The sequence below is a fragment of the Pseudomonas alloputida genome, from assembly GCF_021283545.2.
GTDB lineage: Bacteria > Pseudomonadota > Gammaproteobacteria > Pseudomonadales > Pseudomonadaceae > Aquipseudomonas > Aquipseudomonas alloputida.
Genome location: NZ_CP128540.1, coordinates 6,281,889 through 6,298,678, shown reverse-complemented (window position 1 = coordinate 6,298,678; position 16,790 = coordinate 6,281,889). Strand labels below are relative to the sequence as shown.

The following is a 16,790-nucleotide window of genomic DNA, read 5'->3' as shown; positions in this document are numbered from 1 at the left end:
CCATGAGCGCAAATGCGGTCCCTTTGATCGGTGTCAGCGCCTGCCGTCAGCAGGTAGGGAAGAACTCCTCGCACACGGTCGGCGACAAGTATGTCGAGGCGGCCGGCTTTGCCGGCTTGCCACTGATCTTGCCGGCCCGTGATGGCGGCAGCGACACGCAAGCGCTGCTGGCTCGCCTGCACGGCATTGTTTTTACCGGCTCGCCTTCAAATATCGAGCCGCATCATTACAATGGCGCCCCCAGTGTGGCGGGTACCCGGCATGATCTGGCGCGTGATCGCCTGACCCTGCCGCTGTTGCAGGCAGCCATTGCCGTCGGTGTGCCCGTATTCTGCATCTGCCGAGGCTACCAGGAGCTGAACGTGGCCCTTGGCGGCAGCCTGCACCAGCGTGTGCAGGAACTGCCTGGCTACCTTGACCACCGCGAACCTGAGGACGCCCCCCTGGAGGTGCAATACGGCCCTCGCCACTCGGTCAGCATCGAGCCTGGCGGGTTGTTCGAGCGCCTGGGGTTGGTGGCGCAGTTCGAGGTCAATTCGCTGCACAGCCAGGGCATCGACCGTCTGGCCCCAGGCCTGCGCGTCGAGGCACGGGCCCCGGATGGCCTGATCGAGGCGGTGTCCATGCCTGCGGCACCGGGCTTTGTGCTTGGGGTGCAGTGGCACCCGGAGTGGCGCTTCAACGAAAACCCGGTCTCGCTGCGTCTGTTTCAGGCGTTTCGCGAGGCCTGCAATGCCTACGCAGCACGGGAGGGCTTACGGCAGGAATGATTCTGACGTCAGCCGAAGGTCTCGGATGACTCGTTCCCGATAGCAAGCTTTCAATGAGTGAAAGCGAGCCTTGTACCCAAGGCTTGTTAAAACAATTCCAAAATTTACGGCAAATACTCATGAGCAATTACACAGAAGCCGGCCGCCCACCCGATGTGGCGGCCGACGCGGGCAACACTCAGCGCAGCAAAGGCCTGGCCAAGGGCCGCTTGGGGCTGCTGGCCAGCGTGGTGCTGGGCATTTCCACCATCGCCCCGGTCTATACCCTGACCGGCGCCCTTGGCCCTACCGTGCGTGAGGTGGGCGCCCACCTGCCGGCCGTGTTCATCGTGGGCTTCTTGCCGATGCTGCTGGTGGCCCTGGGCTATCGCGAGCTGAACTCGGCGGAGCCTGACAGCGGTACTTCGTTTACCTGGTCGGCGCGTGCATTCGGCCCGATGATCGGCTGGATCGGCGGCTGGGGACTGGTGGTTGCCACCACGATCGTGCTGTCGAACCTGGCAGGTGTGGCGGTGGATTTCTTCTACCTGTTCCTTGGCCAGATCACCGGCAAGCATGAGCTGGCAGCGTTGGCCGACAACCTGTTGATCAACATCGTTACCTGTTGCGTGTTCATTGGCCTGGCAGTGTGGATCTGCTGTCGGGGTATCGCCACCACAATGACCGTGCAGTACGGCTTGGTGGCCCTGCAGCTGTTGGTGTTGATCGGCTTTGCTTTCGCCGCTTTCGGCGGCACTACCGCGCCGCCACCGCTGGCGTTCGATTTCGCCTGGTTCAACCCGTTCGGTGTCGAGTCGTTCTCGGCCTTTGCCGCTGGCCTGTCATTGTCGATCTTCATCTTCTGGGGCTGGGACACTTGTCTGACCGTCAGTGAAGAGTCGGTGGGCAGCGAAGAGGTGCCGGGCAAGGCCGCTACCTGGACCGTGATGTTGATCCTGGGCCTGTACCTGTTCACCGCCATCGCCACCCTGCAGTTTGCCGGTATCAGTGAAACGGGTCTGGGCCTGAACAACCCGCGCATCCAGGAGAACGTCTTTGCCCACCTGGCCGGCCCGGTCATGGGGCCGCTGGCGATCCTGATGTCCATCGCCGTGCTGGCCAGTACGGCGGCGTCGCTGCAGTCCACCTTCGTGGCGCCGGCGCGCACCCTGTTGGCCATGGGTTATTACGGTGCGGTACCGCAGAAGTTCGCCAGTGTCTGCCCGCGCTCGCAAACGCCGCGCTATGCCACCATCTGCGCCGGCCTGGCCGCAGGCCTGTTCTACGTGACCATGCGTACGCTGAGCGAGAACGTGCTGGCAGATACCATCACGGCATTGGGCATGATGATCTGCTTCTACTATTCGCTGACCGCGTTTGCCTGCGTCTGGTATTTCCGCGGCAGCCTGTTCGACAGCCTGCGCCACTTCATCATGCGCGGCCTGTGCCCGCTGCTGGGGGGTGTTATCTTGTCGGTGATCTTCGTGCGCACCGCCATCGACAGTGCTTCGCCGGACTTTGGCAGCGGCTCGCATGTGGGCGGGCTGGGGCTGGTGTTCGTGATTGCCGCGATCATCTCGGTGCTTGGCATCGGCCTGATGATGCTGTCGCGCATGCGTGCGCCGGCGTACTTCCTCGGGGCTACCCTGCGTCAGCAGGCTACCTTGCCGCTGCAGGACTAAACCATTGGGGCTGCAATGCAGCCCCATCGATCTTCAGCCGATCATTTGCTTGAGCAATGCCGCATGACGCTGCTGCTGCTTCTTCAGCAGCAGCCGATTCGAGCGGAACACTGCTTTCAAGTCTGCCAGCGCCGTGTCGAAATCATCATTGATGATGACGTAGTCATACTCGTCGTAGTGCACCATCTCGCTGACCGCTTCCTTCATGCGCCCGGCAATGATCTCTTCGCTGTCCTGCCCGCGTCCGTCCAGGCGGTGGCGAAGCGCCTCCTGGCTTGGAGGCAGGATGAACACCGACAGCGCCTGTGGCATCAGCTTGCGCACTTGCTGTGCACCTTGCCAGTCGATTTCCAGAATCAGGTCGTAGCCCTGGTCCAGGGTCTGCTGCAGCGCGCTGCGTGAAGTGCCGTAGAAGTTGCCGAACACTTCGGCATGCTCCAGAAAGTCACCTTGCGCGATCAGCGCCTTGAATTCCTCGTGGACCACGAAGTGATAGTTCACCCCGTGCTGCTCGCCCGGGCGCATGGCGCGGGTGGTGTGCGAGACCGAGACGCGGATCTGCTGGTCGTCTTTGGTCAGGGCGGTGACCAGGCTGGTCTTGCCGGCACCCGAAGGGGCCGAAACGATGTAGAGGGTGCCGCTGCTGTGGTTCATGGTCGGGGTGGCCTTACTCGATGTTCTGTACTTGTTCACGCATCTGTTCGATCAATACCTTCAGGTTGACCGCCGCTTGCGTGCTGCGTGGGTCGAAGGCCTTGGAGCCGAGGGTGTTGGCCTCGCGGTTGAGTTCCTGCATCAGGAAGTCCAGGCGCCGGCCAGCGGCGCCGCCACCCTTGAGCACGCGGCGCACTTCGGTGACGTGGGTGCTGAGGCGGTCGAGTTCCTCTGCCACGTCGCTTTTCTGGGCCAGCAGTACCATCTCCTGCTCCAGGCGCTGTGGGTCCAGCTCGGCTTGCATGTCGCCGAAGCGGTCGAGAATCTTCTGCCGCTGCGCCGCCAGCATCTGCGGCACCAGGGCGCGCAGGGTAGTGACTTCGCTGGCCATGTTGTCCAGGCGTTCGTTGATCAGCCGGGCCAGTTCCTGGCCTTCGCGCTGGCGCCCGGCCTTGAGTTCGGCCAGCGCTTCGTCGAACAGCGCCATGGCTTCGGCGTTCAGTGCCTGGGGGTCGCTGGTGTCGGCCACCAGCACGCCTGGCCATGACAGCACTTCCAGCGGGTTCAGGGGGGCCGGCTGCTTGATCAGGCCAGCCACTTCCTCGGCGGCGGCAACCAGTTGCGCGGCGCGCTCATGGTCCACTTTCAGCGGTTTGCCATTGCTGTCTTCGTTGAGGCGCAAGGTGCATTCCACCTTGCCGCGTGACAGGCCCTGGCGCAGGCCTTCACGTACACCGCCTTCGAGGTCGCGCAGGGCTTCGGGCAGGCGCAGGTGCGGCTCCAGATAACGGTGGTTGACCGAACGCAGCTCCCAGACCAGGGTGCCTTGGCTGCCGGCGCGCTCGACACGAGCAAAAGCGGTCATGCTGTGCACCATGGGGAGTACCTCGCGTAATGAATGAACGGTGGGAGCCTCTCGGCTGCAAGGCGCAGGATTGTAGCGCAGTGTCGCCGTGGCGCCCAATCCGCCTATGTTACTGACGGGTGGCTACTGCGGTAGGAAAAGGCGACGGGCTGTGCCGGGCGCGACAATAGGCATGTCTTCCCCGGGCTGCGGGCTCTATAATGCTCGGCAGATTCAAAGTCCCAGTACAGGTATCCCAGATGAAACGTCCAAGTGGTCGCGTTGCCGATCAGCTCCGCTCGATCCGCATCACCCGCAACTACACCAAGCACGCCGAAGGGTCGGTACTGGTCGAGTTCGGTGACACCAAAGTCATCTGCACGGTCAGCGTTGAAAACGGTGTACCGCGCTTCCTCAAAGGCCAGGGCCAAGGCTGGCTGACCGCCGAGTATGGCATGCTGCCGCGCTCCACCGGCGAACGTAACCAGCGCGAAGCCAGCCGTGGCAAGCAGGGTGGCCGCACCCTGGAAATCCAGCGCCTGATCGGCCGTTCGCTGCGCGCCGCGCTGGACATGAGCAAGCTCGGTGACATCACCCTGTACGTCGATTGCGACGTGATCCAGGCCGATGGCGGTACCCGTACCGCGTCCATCACCGGCGCCATGGTTGCCTTGTGCGACGCTTTGGCAGTGATCAAGAAGCGCGGCGGCCTCAAGGGCGGCAACCCGCTCAAGCACATGATCGCTGCCGTGTCGGTAGGCATGTATCAGGGCGAAGCGGTGCTCGACCTGGACTACCTGGAAGACTCCGCAGCCGAAACCGACCTGAATGTGGTCATGACCAGCGCTGGTGGTTTCATCGAAGTGCAGGGTACTGCCGAAGGCGCACCGTTCCAGCCGGAAGATTTCAACGCCATGCTCGCTTTGGCGCAGAAGGGCATGAACGAGATTTTCGAGCTGCAGCAGGCAGCACTGGCTGACTGAAACCGGCCAAGGAGGTGCGGGGCATGAGCGATTCGAACCTGTCGATCACCCCGCCCAATGCCGAAATCCGGCAATGGGCGATGTTCTGCCACCTCTCCGCGCTGTTGGGCCTGGTAGTGCCGCTTGGGCACCTGCTGGGCCCGCTGGTGCTATGGCACCTCAAGCGCGAGCAAGACCCTTTTATCGACGCCCAGGGCAAAGAGGCGCTGAACTTTCAGATCAGCGTGACCATTGCCGGGTTCATCTGCTTCCTGCTGATGTTCGTGTTTATCGGGCTGGTGCTGTTTGCCATGCTCACGGTGGCAGTGATGATATTGATCATCATCGCGGCGGTGCGGGCGAATGAGGGCAAGCCTTATCGCTACCCGATGATCTGGCGGCCGATCAAATAACCATTGGGGCTGCAATGCAGCCCCAATGGCCTTTTAGATGGTCAGCGTCCAGTCATAGTCGACGATCAGCGGTGCATGCTGGGAGAAGCGTGGCTGACGCGGCAGGCGAGCGTTGCGCACGAAGCGGCGCAGGCCCGGGGTGAGGATCTGGTAGTCGAACCGATACCCCAGGTTGAGCATCTCGGCCTGCTCGTTGTCCGGCCACCAGCTGTACTGGTCGCCTTCACGGCTGACTTCGCGCAAGGCATCGACATACCCCATCTCGCCAGTGATCGCATCCATCCAGGCGCGTTCTGGCGCCAGGAAGCCCGGCGACTGCTGGCTGTCACGCCAATTCTTGATGTCGAGCTTCTGCTGCGCCACGTAGAACGAGCCGCAATAGATGTATTCGCGACGCTTGCGACGCTGCTTGTCCAGGTACTTGGCGAAGTCGTCCATCAACTTGAATTTCTGATTCAAGTCTTCGTCGCCGTTCATGCCCGAAGGCAGCAGCAGGCTGGCAATACTGACTTTGTCGAAATCTGCTTGCAGGTAACGCCCGTAGCGGTCGGCTGTCTCGAAGCCCAGGCCGGTGATGACTGCCTTGGGCTGCATGCGCGAGTAAAGGGCCACACCACCTTGGGCAGGCACCTCCGCGTCGCAGGCATAAAGGAAATAGCCATCGAGCTGGAAAGCTGGGTCGTCGAGTTCAAAGGCCGAGGCGCGGGTATCCTGAAGGCAGATGACGTCGGCATTCTGGGCTTGCAGCCAGCTGAGCAAACCACGCTCGGCCGCAGCCTGAATGCCATTTACGTTCACACTGATGATCCGCATAAATGGCCCCATAAATCTCGTGCGTGTATGATACCCGAGCTCAACCCATTTAGCTAAATCCGTGGTGTCCGGGACTATTCATGCAGCCGTATCAGCGCGACTTTATCCGTTTTGCCATCGATCGCGGGGTACTGCGTTTCGGTGAATTCACCCTGAAATCGGGGCGTACCAGCCCGTATTTCTTCAATGCCGGCTTGTTCAACACCGGCTCCGCACTGGCTGAGCTGGGGCGTTGCTACGCCGCCGCCATCGTCGATAGCAAGATCCCGTTCGATGTGCTGTTCGGCCCGGCCTACAAGGGTATCCCTTTGGCGGCGACTACCGCCGTGGCCCTTGCCGACCAGCATCAGCTGGACGTGCCATGGTGCTTCAACCGCAAGGAAGCCAAGGACCATGGCGAAGGTGGCAGCCTGGTCGGCGCGCCGCTGGCCGGTGACGTGCTGATCATCGACGACGTGATTACTGCCGGTACCGCCATTCGTGAGGTCATGCAGATCATCAACGCCCAGCAGGCCAAGGCCGCTGGTGTACTGATCGCGCTGAACCGTGAAGAGCGCGGCAATGGCGAACTGTCGGCGATCCAGGAAGTGGAACGCGACTTCGGTATCCCGGTGGTCAGCATTGTTTCGCTGACCCAGGTGCTGGAGTTCCTGGCTGACGATCCACAGCTGAAACAGCATCTGCCGGCTGTCGAGGCCTACCGGGCGCAGTACGGGATCTGATCCTGGCCCAGGAATGAAAAAGGCGACCTTCTTCAGAGGGTCGCCTTTTTTTGTGCCGCCTGATCTGGCCCTTTCGCGGGTAAACCCGCTCCTACATGGGGATTTCCTTTGTGGGAGCGGGTTTACCCGCGAAGAGGCCAGTGCAGGCTAACCGATCAATCAGCGCGGCTTGCGATTGGTAATCAGGGTGCCCACGCCGCTGTCGGTGAAGATCTCCAGCAGCACTGCATTCGGCACGCGGCCATCGATGATGTGCGAGCTGTTCACGCCGCCCTGCACCGCATCCAGCGCGCATTTGATCTTCGGCAGCATGCCGCCATAAATGGTGCCGTCAGCGATCAGTTCGTTGACCTGCTCGGTGGTCAGGCCAGTCAGCACCTGGCCCTGCTTGTCCATCAGGCCGGCGATGTTGGTCAGAAGCATCAGCTTCTCGGCCTTCAGCGCTTCGGCCACCTTGCCCGCCACCAAGTCGGCGTTGATGTTGTACGACTCGCCATTGGCACCCACGCCGATTGGCGCGATGACCGGGATGAAGTCGCCCTTCACCAGCATGTTCAGCAGGTCGGTGTTCACGCTCACCACTTCGCCCACGTGGCCGATGTCGATGATTTCCGGAGTGGTCATCTCAGGCGTCTGGCGGCTGACAGTCAGCTTGCGGGCGCGAATCAGCTCCGCGTCCTTGCCGGTCAGGCCGATGGCGCTGCCGCCGTGGCGGTTGATCAGGTTGACGATGTCCTTGTTGACCTGGCCGCCCAGCACCATCTCCACAACGTCCATGGTCGCCGAATCGGTGACGCGCATGCCGTCGATGAAGTGGCTTTCGATCGACAGGCGCTTGAGCAGGTCACCGATCTGCGGGCCACCACCGTGGACTACCACCGGGTTGATGCCCACAGCCTTCATCAGCACGATGTCACGGGCGAAGCCCGTCTTGAGCTCCTCGCTCTCCATCGCGTTGCCGCCGTACTTGATCACCAGGGTCTTGCCGACAAAGCGGCGGATGTAAGGCAGTGCTTCGGACAAAACCTCGGCTACATGGGAAGCGGCATCGCGATCGAGGGTCATGCAGGGCTCCTGTAAGGAACAGATAGTCGGTCAGAACGGCAGTTGCAGCTCAGGCTCTACCCGCAGCAACTGGGTGCGGAAAACATCCTTGATACGTTGCAATTCGGCGTCGCTGTCGGCCTCGAAACGCAGTACCAGCACCGGGGTGGTGTTGGAGGCGCGAACCAGGCCCCAGCCGTTGGCGTAGTCGACCCGCACACCGTCGATGGTGGTCAGGTTGGCTTCGCCCCAGTCGGCGTCGCGTTGCAGTGCATCAATGATGCTGAATTTACCCTCGTCGGTCACATCAATATTGATTTCCGGCGTGGAAATGTCGTTCGGGAAGGCGGCAAACAGGTTTTCGGCGCTCTGCTCGGTCTTGCTGAGGATCTCCAGCAGGCGCGCGGCGCTATAGATGCCGTCGTCAAAACCGTACCAGCGTTCCTTGATGAAGATGTGACCGCTCATCTCGCCTGCCAGCAGCGAACCGGTCTGCTTCATCTTCTTCTTGATCAGCGAATGGCCGGTTTTCCACATCAAGGCGCGGCCACCGTGCTGTTCGATCAACGGGGTCAGGCGGCGGGTGCATTTGACGTCGAAGATGATCTCGGCGCCCGGGTTGCGCGACAGCACGTCCTGGGCAAACAGCATCAGCAGGCGGTCGGGGTAGACGATGCTGCCGGTGTTGGTCACCACGCCGACGCGGTCGCCGTCACCGTCGAAGGCCAGACCGATATCGGCACCGGTTTCCTTGACCTTGGCGATCAGGTCCTCGAGGTTTTCCGGCTTGCCCGGGTCCGGGTGGTGGTTGGGGAAGTTGCCGTCGACCTCGCAGAACAGCGGGATCACTTCGCAGCCCAGGGCTTCGATCAGTTGCGGTGCAACCACGCCAGCGGCGCCGTTGCCGCAGTCCACCACCACTTTGAGCTTTTTCGCCAGCTTCACGTCGCCGACGATCTGCTTGAAGTAGCGGTCGAGGATCTCGACCTTTTCCACGCGGCCTTGGGCCAGGGTCAGGTCGTTGGTTTTCAGGCGGGTCAGCAGGGCCTGGATCTGTTCGTTGGCCAGGGTGTCACCGGCGATGACGATCTTGAAACCGTTGTAGTCCGACGGGTTGTGGCTGCCGGTCAGCATCACACCGGACTTGCCGGCCAGCACGTTGGCTGCGTAGTACAGCGCCGGGGTAGGCACCAGGCCGACGTCGCTGACGTTGCAGCCCGCATCGACCAGGCCTTTGATCAGCTGTTCCACCAGCATCGGGCCCGACAGGCGGCCATCGCGCCCTACCGAAACCTGCGGTTCGCCCTGGGCCAGGCTTTGCGCGCCGATGGCGCGGCCGATCCAGTAGGCGGTTTCGGCGTGAAGGGTCTTGCCGACCACGCCGCGGATGTCATATGCGCGGAAAATGCTGTCGGGCAATGCGGCGGGGACCAGGTGGGCCATGTCGTTCATCTCTGGAAGCTCCATTAGTCAAAGGCTTTCTGGGCAGGCGCAAACTGAACGCTTGGACGGTGGTTTCGCCAGAGAGTTCGCCATCCTTGGCCTGAACGGTCATTTGCCGGCTCAATGGCTGCCGGAGTGACCGAAGCCGCCAGCGCCACGCTGGCTTTCGTCGAACGCTTCGACGATTTCGAAGTGAGCCTGCACCACCGGCACCAGCACCAGCTGGGCGATGCGCTCGCCAACCGCGATGGTGAACGGCGTGTTGCCGCGGTTCCAGCACGACACCATCAGCTCGCCCTGGTAGTCCGAATCGATCAGGCCGACCAGGTTGCCCAGCACGATGCCGTGTTTATGGCCCAGGCCCGAGCGCGGCAGGATGACTGCCGCCAGGCCCGGGTCGCCGATGTAGATCGACAGGCCGGTAGGAATCAGAACGGTCTGGCCCGGTTCGAGGATGGTGTCTTCCTTGAGCAGGGCGCGCAGGTCGAGGCCGGCGGAGCCGGGGGTGGCGTATGCGGGTAGCGGAAATTCGCTGCCCAGGCGTGGGTCGAGGATCTTGGCTTGAAGAGCGTGCATGTAACTTATTGAACCTGGTTGAGCCGTTCGGCGATGAAGGCGACCAGTTGCCGGGCGATCTTGCCCTTGCTGGTCTGCGCGAAGAGGGTCTGGTGCTGCTGGCGGTCGATCACGGTCAAGGCGTTTTCTTCGCTGTTGAAGCCGATGCTGGGGTTGGCCACATCATTGGCGACGATCAGGTCGAGGTTCTTGTCCTTGAGCTTGCGCGTGGCGTAATCGAGCAGGTGCTCGGTTTCGGCGGCAAAGCCGACGCTGAACGGGCGGTCGGCGCGGCCAGCAATGGTGGCAAGGATATCGGGATTACGCACCATCTGCAGCAGCATGCCGTCGCCGGTCGTAGGATCTTTCTTCAGTTTTTGTGTGGCAACCACTTCGGGACGGTAGTCCGCAACCGCTGCCGAGGCGATGAACAGGTCGCACGGCTTGGCCGCTTCACAGGCCGCGAGCATGTCCCGCGCGCTGACGACGTCGATGCGGCTGACCCGGTCAGGGGTTGGCAAGTGCACAGGGCCAGTGACGAGGGTCACCCGAGCCCCTGCTTCGGCGGCCGCTTCGGCCAGGGCGAAGCCCATCTTGCCGGAGCTATGATTGGTGATGTAGCGCACCGGGTCGATGTTTTCCTGGGTCGGCCCGGCGGTGATCAGCACGTGCTTGCCGGTCAGTGCCTGGCGCTTGAAGCTTTCCGCGGCGCACCAGGCCAGGTCGGTGGCTTCGAGCATGCGCCCCAGGCCGACGTCGCCACAGGCCTGGCTGCCGGATGCCGGGCCGAACACCTGAATGCCACGGCTCTTGAGCAGCTCGAGGTTGGCTTGGGTGGCCGGGTCACGCCACATGGCCTGGTTCATCGCCGGCGCCACGGCGACGGTGGCGTCAGTGGCCAGCACCAGCGTGGTCAGCAGGTCGTCTGCCATGCCCTGGGCCATGCGTGCCATGAGGTCGGCGGTGGCTGGGGCGATCAGCACCAGGTCCGCCCACTTGGCCAGCTCGATATGGCCCATGGCAGCTTCGGCGGCCGGGTCGAGCAGGTCCATGTGTACGGGGTGGCCCGACAGCGCCTGCAGGGTCAGCGGGGTGATGAATTCTGCACCACCCCGGGTCATGACGACGCGCACCTGCGCGCCGTGCTCCAGGAGACGGCGAATCAGCTCGGCGCTTTTGTAGGCGGCAATGCCGCCACCCACGCCGAGAACGATGCGCTTGCGATACAGCCGCTGCATAGGCTTGCCTTTTTCCAGTGAGAGCGGGCGACGACGTTTGAAATGCCTGCGGCGGAACGTCGCATGTACGAGGCGAAATAGATTAACACAGGGCCGAAATGGGCCGCAGCAAAGGCAGGGGTGGAATGAACATCAGGGAGTGGCCGGCGGAAGAACGGCCTAGGGAGAAGTTGTTGCAGCGAGGGGCAGGGAGCCTGACAGATACGGAGCTGCTGGCCGTTTTTCTCGGCTCAGGCGTACGTGGGTGTAATGTCGTGGAGCTTTCTCGAGGCTTGTTGGTGAAGTTCGGCAGCTTGCGCCGGTTGCTGGAGGCCGACCGCGAGGCCTTCGTCGGCGAGCTTGGGTTGGGCCCGGTGAGGTACAGCCAGCTGCAGGCACTGCTTGAGATAGGCCGCAGGCACCTTGCAACGTCGATTGAGCGGGAGTCTGCCATGGACAGCCCGGCAGCGGTGCGACGCTACTTGAAAGCCATGCTCAGGCATGAGGCCAGCGAGGTGTTCGGGTGTCTGTTTCTCGATACCAAGCACCGGCCACTGGCATTCGAGATCCTGTTCAGGGGCACGATAGATCGGGCGAGTGTCTATCCGCGAGAGGTGGTGCGGCGGGCGCTGGTGCACAACGCTGCGGCATTGATCCTTCGCGGTTATGGTGTCAACTCTAGTGTTTCACTCGGCTGAAGTGCCCGAGATAGAAGCATTCCTTGATGCTTATTCAGATTTTGATGTTCCATATTCAGTGTTGCAGAGCAAATTTGATTTTAGGCCCAGGCGGGCCACCACAGCAGTCAGCTTCACCAACAATTGTGATGCTAGGTCCCGGATGACTGGGGCTCAGGCTGTTGCTTGCGGTTCACAGAAAAGCTGGGAATTCCTACCCATCTTCCCGAAAAAGCTGAACATTACGGCAAAATCTGATGGAACCTACTCCACGTGGCCAAGGGATCCTACATCGCTGATGGCATTTTGACCTTCTCCACTCATTGTGTACCGCTGGATAAAAAGGCGAGAATGCGCGCGCAATGGAAGGCATGATGCGCGCAGGTCGGCGCTCTCGTGGCAGGATGTCACCGGCTTCATGCCTCCACAGCCAAGGCTCGCACGAGCCTTTAAGCTTAATGCCAATTTGTGGAGAGTGATGTGCTGAGTGACGACGACCAAAAGCTAGCCAAGATCCTTTTTGGCCTTCTGAAAAATGCGACTAGCCAAGCCGTCGTCAAGGAATTCCTCCGGACGAAGGGCATCCCCGTTTCTGCGCAAAACTGGGACGATCTCTATGAGAGATCACCCAGCCCTTCCGGGCTGCGCTGTCGCACAGCAAACAGGATGCGCATGACGTCAGATCTGCACTGACATCGAGATCTAGAAAAGCATTCGCCGACTGATCCGGGTAGGTCAGCCGCCGAATACTTTGCTATGGTTCCCAATGCGCGGGAAAGAGGCCGTAGACCGCACTGGTGTGCTGCTTTGCTCCCGAATGAGAGAGTGGCCCAAATGGCATCGGCGTTAATCCCTGTCGGCACAGCTTGCTGTGACCACGTATAGAAGAGTGAACACTTCGCCGCCATTGACCCCGCGCGCCTGTTTTTTTCGCTAGAAAGAACAGTGGGTTATCTTTTGTTTGATAGAAGCGGATCGAGCCTGCCCTCAAGGATAAAAAACTTGCCCTGAAAGACCTCCGTGATCTACTGCAGCAGGTGGAGGAGTTTGGCAAGCAGCACTCGTTCCTTTTCCAGTGCACTGAAGAGCGGGCAATCGGCCTGCTGTCTCCTACGCGCATCGCTTCAATCGCAGCAGCTGAGGGCCTTTCGGGGCTGTTTACTCACCCGCTGGATCTTGAGATGCCCGACGAGGCCACAATCGTCGACATCCGCCTGTACCGTCCGGACCCGCAGAAGACACCGGTTTCGCTTACGATCAAAGTCGTCGAAAGCCGTGACATCAATCGTCTCAGCGCTGTGGAGACGGATCCAGCAACTGGCGAACTGATTCGACGCTATGCGACCACAAAAAAACGTGCGGTGAATATTGTTCACCTGGACCACACTGGTTTATTGGAGTTTCGTATTGCCTCTCAAGATAATCAGGCAAAGAAATATTCCGAGCTCTTGTGGGTGTTGAAAAACAAAGTAAGGAAATTTCTACCGGACGATGGGTTCGCTGAAGTTTCGCTTAGCCCCGCTAAGAATAAGATTCTGCGCGAGCGCGATAACCTCTCCCAAGAAATCAGATATAGCAATTCAACGGCTCGAAATGAATTCGGGGCCCAAATGCAGATTACCTCCGCATCGGTTGATGAAAACCTTTCATCGGATGAGGGTTCGATGTCTGCGTTGGATCGCTTCTTGGAGCGTGATGGCGAAGTGACGGGAGCCAATATTTACGTTAAACTACCAGACAGTGATCCTCCCCGTGAACTGAGGCTTTTGATTTCGGGTGAGAGAAACGAGTTTGCGGTGACCGTAGCGTGCTCCGCCGGAGAATACGAATATGTTCGCGGAAAAGTTATCGCCTTTAATACTTAACCATCCAGACGAGGCTGAAGGCCTCCGAAGATTGGCTAGTTTTATCCAGGGCTATGAATCCCAGGGTGGCGAAGCTTTGCCTAGAATTCGGCTAAACCCGAATCGCATGTTCGATATTATGCAAGCCGGTACTTCCGCGCACCTTGCAATCTTGATTAATATCTTGGTAACGGGCCGGATTATCAAGAGATTCCTTATTGTTAGGTGCCCCAGCGGCGAAGGTCTCTCATTCCAATCTTACGGCGATATCCCAGAGATTGTTCGTGATCCTGGGATGGATACCGAATTTGAAGTACTTGCCGCCAACGTGGAACCAACCTATAGATTGGTGCTCGATTGAAGCCTGTTGATATTGTTACCCTTGTTCGATCGACTTGGGAAAATACGATTGAGACCAAACGACTGGCCCAGCTGCAGGCAATTAGGGCAACTCTGGATGCCGAGCATCTGGAGCTGTTTGACTCGTTAGTCGATATGCAGATTTCTAATGTCAAAGATGATGCTCAGGCCATCACGCTCATGCTTGTCCATGGTATTCAAACTGATGGTTCCTGGCACGAGCTGGTAAAAGCAGCCTTCCGAGATGTTGCTCATGTCAGAGTCAAAGGTCTTGGCTACCATTGTGTGACCGCGCTGCAGCTTGCGTGTCCGTTTCGATCTACGCCAATCAATAAGATCGCAAATGACTTCCGAGACGCACGGCTTATGGAACCGACTGCTCGCATTATGGTCATTGCCCACAGCTTCGGCACCTATATCATTAGTCGGATCCTCGCCAAATACACTGACATCAACATTGAGAGAATTGTTCTCTGCGGCTCCATAATAAAAGGCAATTATGCCTGGGAGAAGCATGCTCGGCACATGGCTGCAGGCAACATCGTCAACGATGTCGGGACGCGAGATTTTTACCCCGTCCTAGCTACCTTTTCGACTATAGGCTACGGCGGGACTGGTCGAAACGGATTTAAAAATACACGTGTAGCTGACCGTTACTTTGATTACGGCTATAGCGATTTTTTTGAGCCCGACAAGGACCATATCGTCAAATATTGGAAGCCTTATATTCTAGATGGGACCATCGTCGAGTCTGAGTGGGATAGCATAAAGCCGAAGACCCATCTGGGAATCATGCTGGCTTGTCACCCTTGGATCGGCAGACCTGCCTTCTATGCAACCGTTGGGTTAATTACAGCTGCCGTAGCGGGTTTGGCTTGGTGGCTACTCACCTGATCTTCCACTGCTCTGTTTCAGGGTCCCTTACCAAATGCTGCTCTGAGACGACATCCAAGCCTACGGACCTAAAAATACTGAGCATTAGCGTCATAGAATAGTAATAGAGTCGCTGGTGTCGTCCCTTGTCTGAGGCCACAAACACCCCGTCAATCCGTCCATCCTCACTAGTCGCGAATTCGAATACGTACGAGTGGATTACCTGGTTCGCGACAAAAGTCATATCCCGCAGTTCTTTGTAAACTTTAGTAGTTTCGTAGTTTTCCATTATGTTGTGCCGATTGAAGTAGTCTACTGTCTTGCCACTGGTGATCGGGTAGTACGGTAGATGGAGCTTAATTTTCTTCGTTGATTCAGAGATTTTGTAGGTCTCGATTAGCTTGCGTACCGTATAAAAACTGACAAAAATTTCACGTTCTGCTTTCGCATAAATGCGCCCTTCAGAACGCTCTTTTACACGAGCCTTCTCAAGCCAACGAGCTGAACGAAGAAGTGACTTCCTCCAATCATCAGACTCGTAAATCATCAGGATTCTCCTTGACTGAGAAATAAATAAAGCGTCAGTCTATTACTGCTGCATCAATACAATATTATCACCTCGGCTAGCATAGGACGCAATAGGTCAATGACCCAGGCTCTAAAGCAATATATCGCGAAAAGCATTAACTCAGTTATAATGATGGCCCCGCTTAAACGGGAGGTGATACGCCTCATCATATGCTGCTCTATAGCAATTATCCTGAATGCCATCCTATTCTTTGGTGTAGAAAACGACGGTACCATCAAGCCATGGGCAGAGATACCACTGAAACTGTTCGCCTCAACAACTTTATTTGCCTTTATGGTGAAGATTTTCCTTCCGCTTTTCGGTTGGACCATATTGAAGGCAGTGTTATTGAGCGCCAATAATGCCTTTAGTGGGGTGCTAAGCTTTCTAGGGAATCAATTTACAGGTGCTTTGTATTGTTCGGCCTTTATCCTGGCTTCTCTTACACTTAAGCAGTATGTAATTTCAGGGTTTATGGATCCTCAATTGGCTCTGATGGCGCCTACTGTTCTCTTTGCGGGCTTCTTGTACTTCTATATTTTTCAGTGCGCTATTCAAAAAACAATGACGCCTGCTCTGTGTGCTCCGCCTCTCCCGCGCTCTAGCAGGGTGCCGTGACTACCTGTTCTTGTAGGGGCAGGTTCGAATAGCAAGAGTCACTTGATGGCGTGATTTGATCTCTATCCTGGTGCCATAGCATGGCGCCAAAATTCCGCCGGCATAAAAATCTCCTGCCTGACACAATCAGAATAATAAATGCTACGAAAGTAGGCTGCGTACTGAGCGATTATGGAAAACTTCGCTGGAATCTATTCGTCATTACGTGATAAAAATTATTCTGTGCCCCGGTAAAGTGGCACAAAAATATAGAGCAACAGTTCAAGGGAATAGATATGGCTCAGTATAAGCACGGCAATTTTCTGCACAAAAGTGATCATTCGGAGTACGATAAAAAGTATTCGCCTGGTACCGAAGCGCCAAATCCAGGCATTTACCGATGCGTCTCCTGCGGGGATGAGATCGGTATTGCCAAAGGGCATGTTCTTCCTCCACAGAACCATCACCAGCATGCACCTGGCGCGGGCAAGATTGAGTGGCAGTTAGTGGTTTTTGCACAGCAGCGGAAATAAGGTTTTTGGGCTCAGTAGAGCTCTGCAACGTGGGTTCTACTGAGCACTCAATAAAAGGACGGAATCCGTATTGACTATTCAAACCACTATGAGGAGGGTGATCGTGAGCGTGCCTGGTTACGCATATATTCGGATATTAGATTGCCGAAATTGATGTCGGCCTCTTCAACAAAAATATTGACGTGGCAGTAAAACTCTTCAGGACCCCTGAGATAATTGAAAATTCTTGATCTGACGACG

General features: G+C 58.2%; 16 protein-coding genes and 2 pseudogenes. 10 read left to right on the top strand and 8 right to left on the bottom strand.

Going from position 1 to position 16,790, the window contains the following annotated elements; all coding sequences use genetic code 11:
* The first annotated feature begins 2 nt into the window (after positions 1-2).
* Together LU682_RS29080 and LU682_RS29075 are read left to right on the top strand one after the other, a co-directional pair.
* Positions 3-770: a gamma-glutamyl-gamma-aminobutyrate hydrolase family protein gene (locus LU682_RS29080; RefSeq protein WP_010955797.1), complete on the top strand. Its 768-nt coding sequence runs from the start codon at positions 3-5 to the stop codon at positions 768-770.
* Between the two features lie 119 nt (positions 771-889).
* Entirely contained in the window at positions 890-2,431 is a 1,542-nt protein-coding gene (locus tag LU682_RS29075; RefSeq protein ID WP_049588397.1) for an APC family permease, read from the top strand.
* A gap of 33 nt (positions 2,432-2,464) precedes the next feature.
* Here the strand turns inward: LU682_RS29075 and gmk are convergent, their stop codons facing one another.
* Both gmk and LU682_RS29065 read right to left on the bottom strand, forming a co-directional pair.
* Positions 2,465-3,085: a guanylate kinase gene (gene gmk, locus LU682_RS29070; protein WP_010955795.1), complete on the bottom strand. Its 621-nt coding sequence runs from the start codon at positions 3,083-3,085 to the stop codon at positions 2,465-2,467.
* Between the two features lie 13 nt (positions 3,086-3,098).
* Positions 3,099-3,962, bottom strand: coding sequence for a YicC/YloC family endoribonuclease (locus LU682_RS29065; protein ID WP_010955794.1), 864 nt, complete (start codon positions 3,960-3,962; stop codon positions 3,099-3,101).
* 227 nt (positions 3,963-4,189) lie between these two features.
* Here LU682_RS29065 and rph point away from each other — a divergent pair, with 227 nt between their 5' ends.
* Positions 4,190-4,912 (top strand): ribonuclease PH, encoded by a 723-nt coding sequence (gene rph, locus LU682_RS29060; RefSeq protein WP_003253397.1) that lies wholly within the window; start codon positions 4,190-4,192, stop codon positions 4,910-4,912.
* Between the two features lie 23 nt (positions 4,913-4,935).
* On the top strand, positions 4,936-5,304 hold the full coding sequence (locus tag LU682_RS29055) for a DUF4870 domain-containing protein (RefSeq protein ID WP_003253399.1): 369 nt from the start codon (positions 4,936-4,938) through the stop codon (positions 5,302-5,304).
* A gap of 33 nt (positions 5,305-5,337) precedes the next feature.
* Here the strand turns inward: LU682_RS29055 and crc are convergent, their stop codons facing one another.
* Entirely contained in the window at positions 5,338-6,117 is a 780-nt protein-coding gene (crc, locus tag LU682_RS29050; protein WP_003253401.1) for a catabolite repression control protein Crc, read from the bottom strand.
* Between the two features lie 80 nt (positions 6,118-6,197).
* Between crc and pyrE the strand changes: the two genes are divergently transcribed.
* On the top strand, positions 6,198-6,839 hold the full coding sequence (pyrE, locus tag LU682_RS29045) for an orotate phosphoribosyltransferase (protein ID WP_003253405.1): 642 nt from the start codon (positions 6,198-6,200) through the stop codon (positions 6,837-6,839).
* Positions 6,840-6,998: 159 nt separating this feature from the next.
* On the opposite strand, the gene argB is transcribed toward pyrE, so the two are convergent.
* From argB to coaBC, 4 genes and pseudogenes are all read right to left on the bottom strand, one after another.
* A complete protein-coding gene (argB, locus tag LU682_RS29040) occupies positions 6,999-7,904 on the bottom strand; it encodes an acetylglutamate kinase (RefSeq protein ID WP_004575216.1) in 906 nt (301 codons plus the stop codon).
* A gap of 30 nt (positions 7,905-7,934) precedes the next feature.
* Positions 7,935-9,302, bottom strand: a pseudogene (locus LU682_RS29035) (phosphomannomutase/phosphoglucomutase); the annotation flags it as partial.
* A 144-nt stretch (positions 9,303-9,446) separates the two neighbouring features.
* Positions 9,447-9,902, bottom strand: a complete 456-nt coding sequence (gene dut / locus LU682_RS29030) for a dUTP diphosphatase (RefSeq protein WP_010955791.1) — start codon at positions 9,900-9,902, stop codon at positions 9,447-9,449.
* A 5-nt stretch (positions 9,903-9,907) separates the two neighbouring features.
* Positions 9,908-11,119: a bifunctional phosphopantothenoylcysteine decarboxylase/phosphopantothenate--cysteine ligase CoaBC gene (gene coaBC / locus LU682_RS29025; RefSeq protein WP_010955790.1), complete on the bottom strand. Its 1,212-nt coding sequence runs from the start codon at positions 11,117-11,119 to the stop codon at positions 9,908-9,910.
* A gap of 125 nt (positions 11,120-11,244) precedes the next feature.
* Between coaBC and LU682_RS29020 the strand changes: the two are divergent.
* From LU682_RS29020 to LU682_RS29010, 3 genes and pseudogenes are all read left to right on the top strand, one after another.
* Positions 11,245-11,757: pseudogene (locus LU682_RS29020) on the top strand (JAB domain-containing protein); the annotation flags it as partial.
* 1,055 nt (positions 11,758-12,812) lie between these two features.
* The gene (locus LU682_RS29015) at positions 12,813-13,640 is read left to right on the top strand and encodes a hypothetical protein (RefSeq protein ID WP_232857639.1); all 828 of its coding nucleotides are present in this window, start codon (positions 12,813-12,815) and stop codon (positions 13,638-13,640) included.
* A gap of 336 nt (positions 13,641-13,976) precedes the next feature.
* The gene (locus LU682_RS29010; protein WP_232914936.1) at positions 13,977-14,873 is read left to right on the top strand and encodes an alpha/beta fold hydrolase; all 897 of its coding nucleotides are present in this window, start codon (positions 13,977-13,979) and stop codon (positions 14,871-14,873) included.
* Here the strand turns inward: LU682_RS29010 and LU682_RS29005 are convergent.
* A complete protein-coding gene (locus LU682_RS29005) occupies positions 14,866-15,399 on the bottom strand; it encodes a hypothetical protein (protein WP_003253416.1) in 534 nt (177 codons plus the stop codon). The genes LU682_RS29010 and LU682_RS29005 overlap by 8 nt on opposite strands.
* 99 nt (positions 15,400-15,498) lie before the next feature.
* Here LU682_RS29005 and LU682_RS29000 point away from each other — a divergent pair, with 99 nt between their 5' ends.
* Positions 15,499-16,038, top strand: a complete 540-nt coding sequence (locus LU682_RS29000; protein ID WP_003253418.1) for a hypothetical protein — start codon at positions 15,499-15,501, stop codon at positions 16,036-16,038.
* Positions 16,039-16,313: 275 nt separating this feature from the next.
* Complete coding sequence (locus LU682_RS28995) at positions 16,314-16,550, top strand: hypothetical protein (RefSeq protein ID WP_074059229.1); 237 nt, start codon at positions 16,314-16,316, stop codon at positions 16,548-16,550.
* Positions 16,551-16,790: the final 240 nt, after the last annotated feature.

What these genes read in the sequence shown, in the direction of transcription:
- LU682_RS29080 (WP_010955797.1), top strand. Translation starts at nt 3, where the DNA reads ATGAGCGCAAATGCGGTCCCTTTGATCGGTGTCAGCGCCTGCCGTCAG.
- dut (WP_010955791.1), bottom strand. Translation starts at nt 9,902, where the DNA reads ATGCACGCTCTTCAAGCCAAGATCCTCGACCCACGCCTGGGCAGCGAA.
- crc (WP_003253401.1), bottom strand. Translation starts at nt 6,117, where the DNA reads ATGCGGATCATCAGTGTGAACGTAAATGGCATTCAGGCTGCGGCCGAG.
- LU682_RS29000 (WP_003253418.1), top strand. Translation starts at nt 15,499, where the DNA reads ATGACCCAGGCTCTAAAGCAATATATCGCGAAAAGCATTAACTCAGTT.
- gmk (WP_010955795.1), bottom strand. Translation starts at nt 3,085, where the DNA reads ATGAACCACAGCAGCGGCACCCTCTACATCGTTTCGGCCCCTTCGGGT.
- coaBC (WP_010955790.1), bottom strand. Translation starts at nt 11,119, where the DNA reads ATGCAGCGGCTGTATCGCAAGCGCATCGTTCTCGGCGTGGGTGGCGGC.
- LU682_RS29065 (WP_010955794.1), bottom strand. Translation starts at nt 3,962, where the DNA reads ATGGTGCACAGCATGACCGCTTTTGCTCGTGTCGAGCGCGCCGGCAGC.
- LU682_RS28995 (WP_074059229.1), top strand. Translation starts at nt 16,314, where the DNA reads ATGGCTCAGTATAAGCACGGCAATTTTCTGCACAAAAGTGATCATTCG.
- pyrE (WP_003253405.1), top strand. Translation starts at nt 6,198, where the DNA reads ATGCAGCCGTATCAGCGCGACTTTATCCGTTTTGCCATCGATCGCGGG.
- argB (WP_004575216.1), bottom strand. Translation starts at nt 7,904, where the DNA reads ATGACCCTCGATCGCGATGCCGCTTCCCATGTAGCCGAGGTTTTGTCC.
- LU682_RS29055 (WP_003253399.1), top strand. Translation starts at nt 4,936, where the DNA reads ATGAGCGATTCGAACCTGTCGATCACCCCGCCCAATGCCGAAATCCGG.
- LU682_RS29075 (WP_049588397.1), top strand. Translation starts at nt 890, where the DNA reads ATGAGCAATTACACAGAAGCCGGCCGCCCACCCGATGTGGCGGCCGAC.
- rph (WP_003253397.1), top strand. Translation starts at nt 4,190, where the DNA reads ATGAAACGTCCAAGTGGTCGCGTTGCCGATCAGCTCCGCTCGATCCGC.
- LU682_RS29005 (WP_003253416.1), bottom strand. Translation starts at nt 15,399, where the DNA reads ATGATTTACGAGTCTGATGATTGGAGGAAGTCACTTCTTCGTTCAGCT.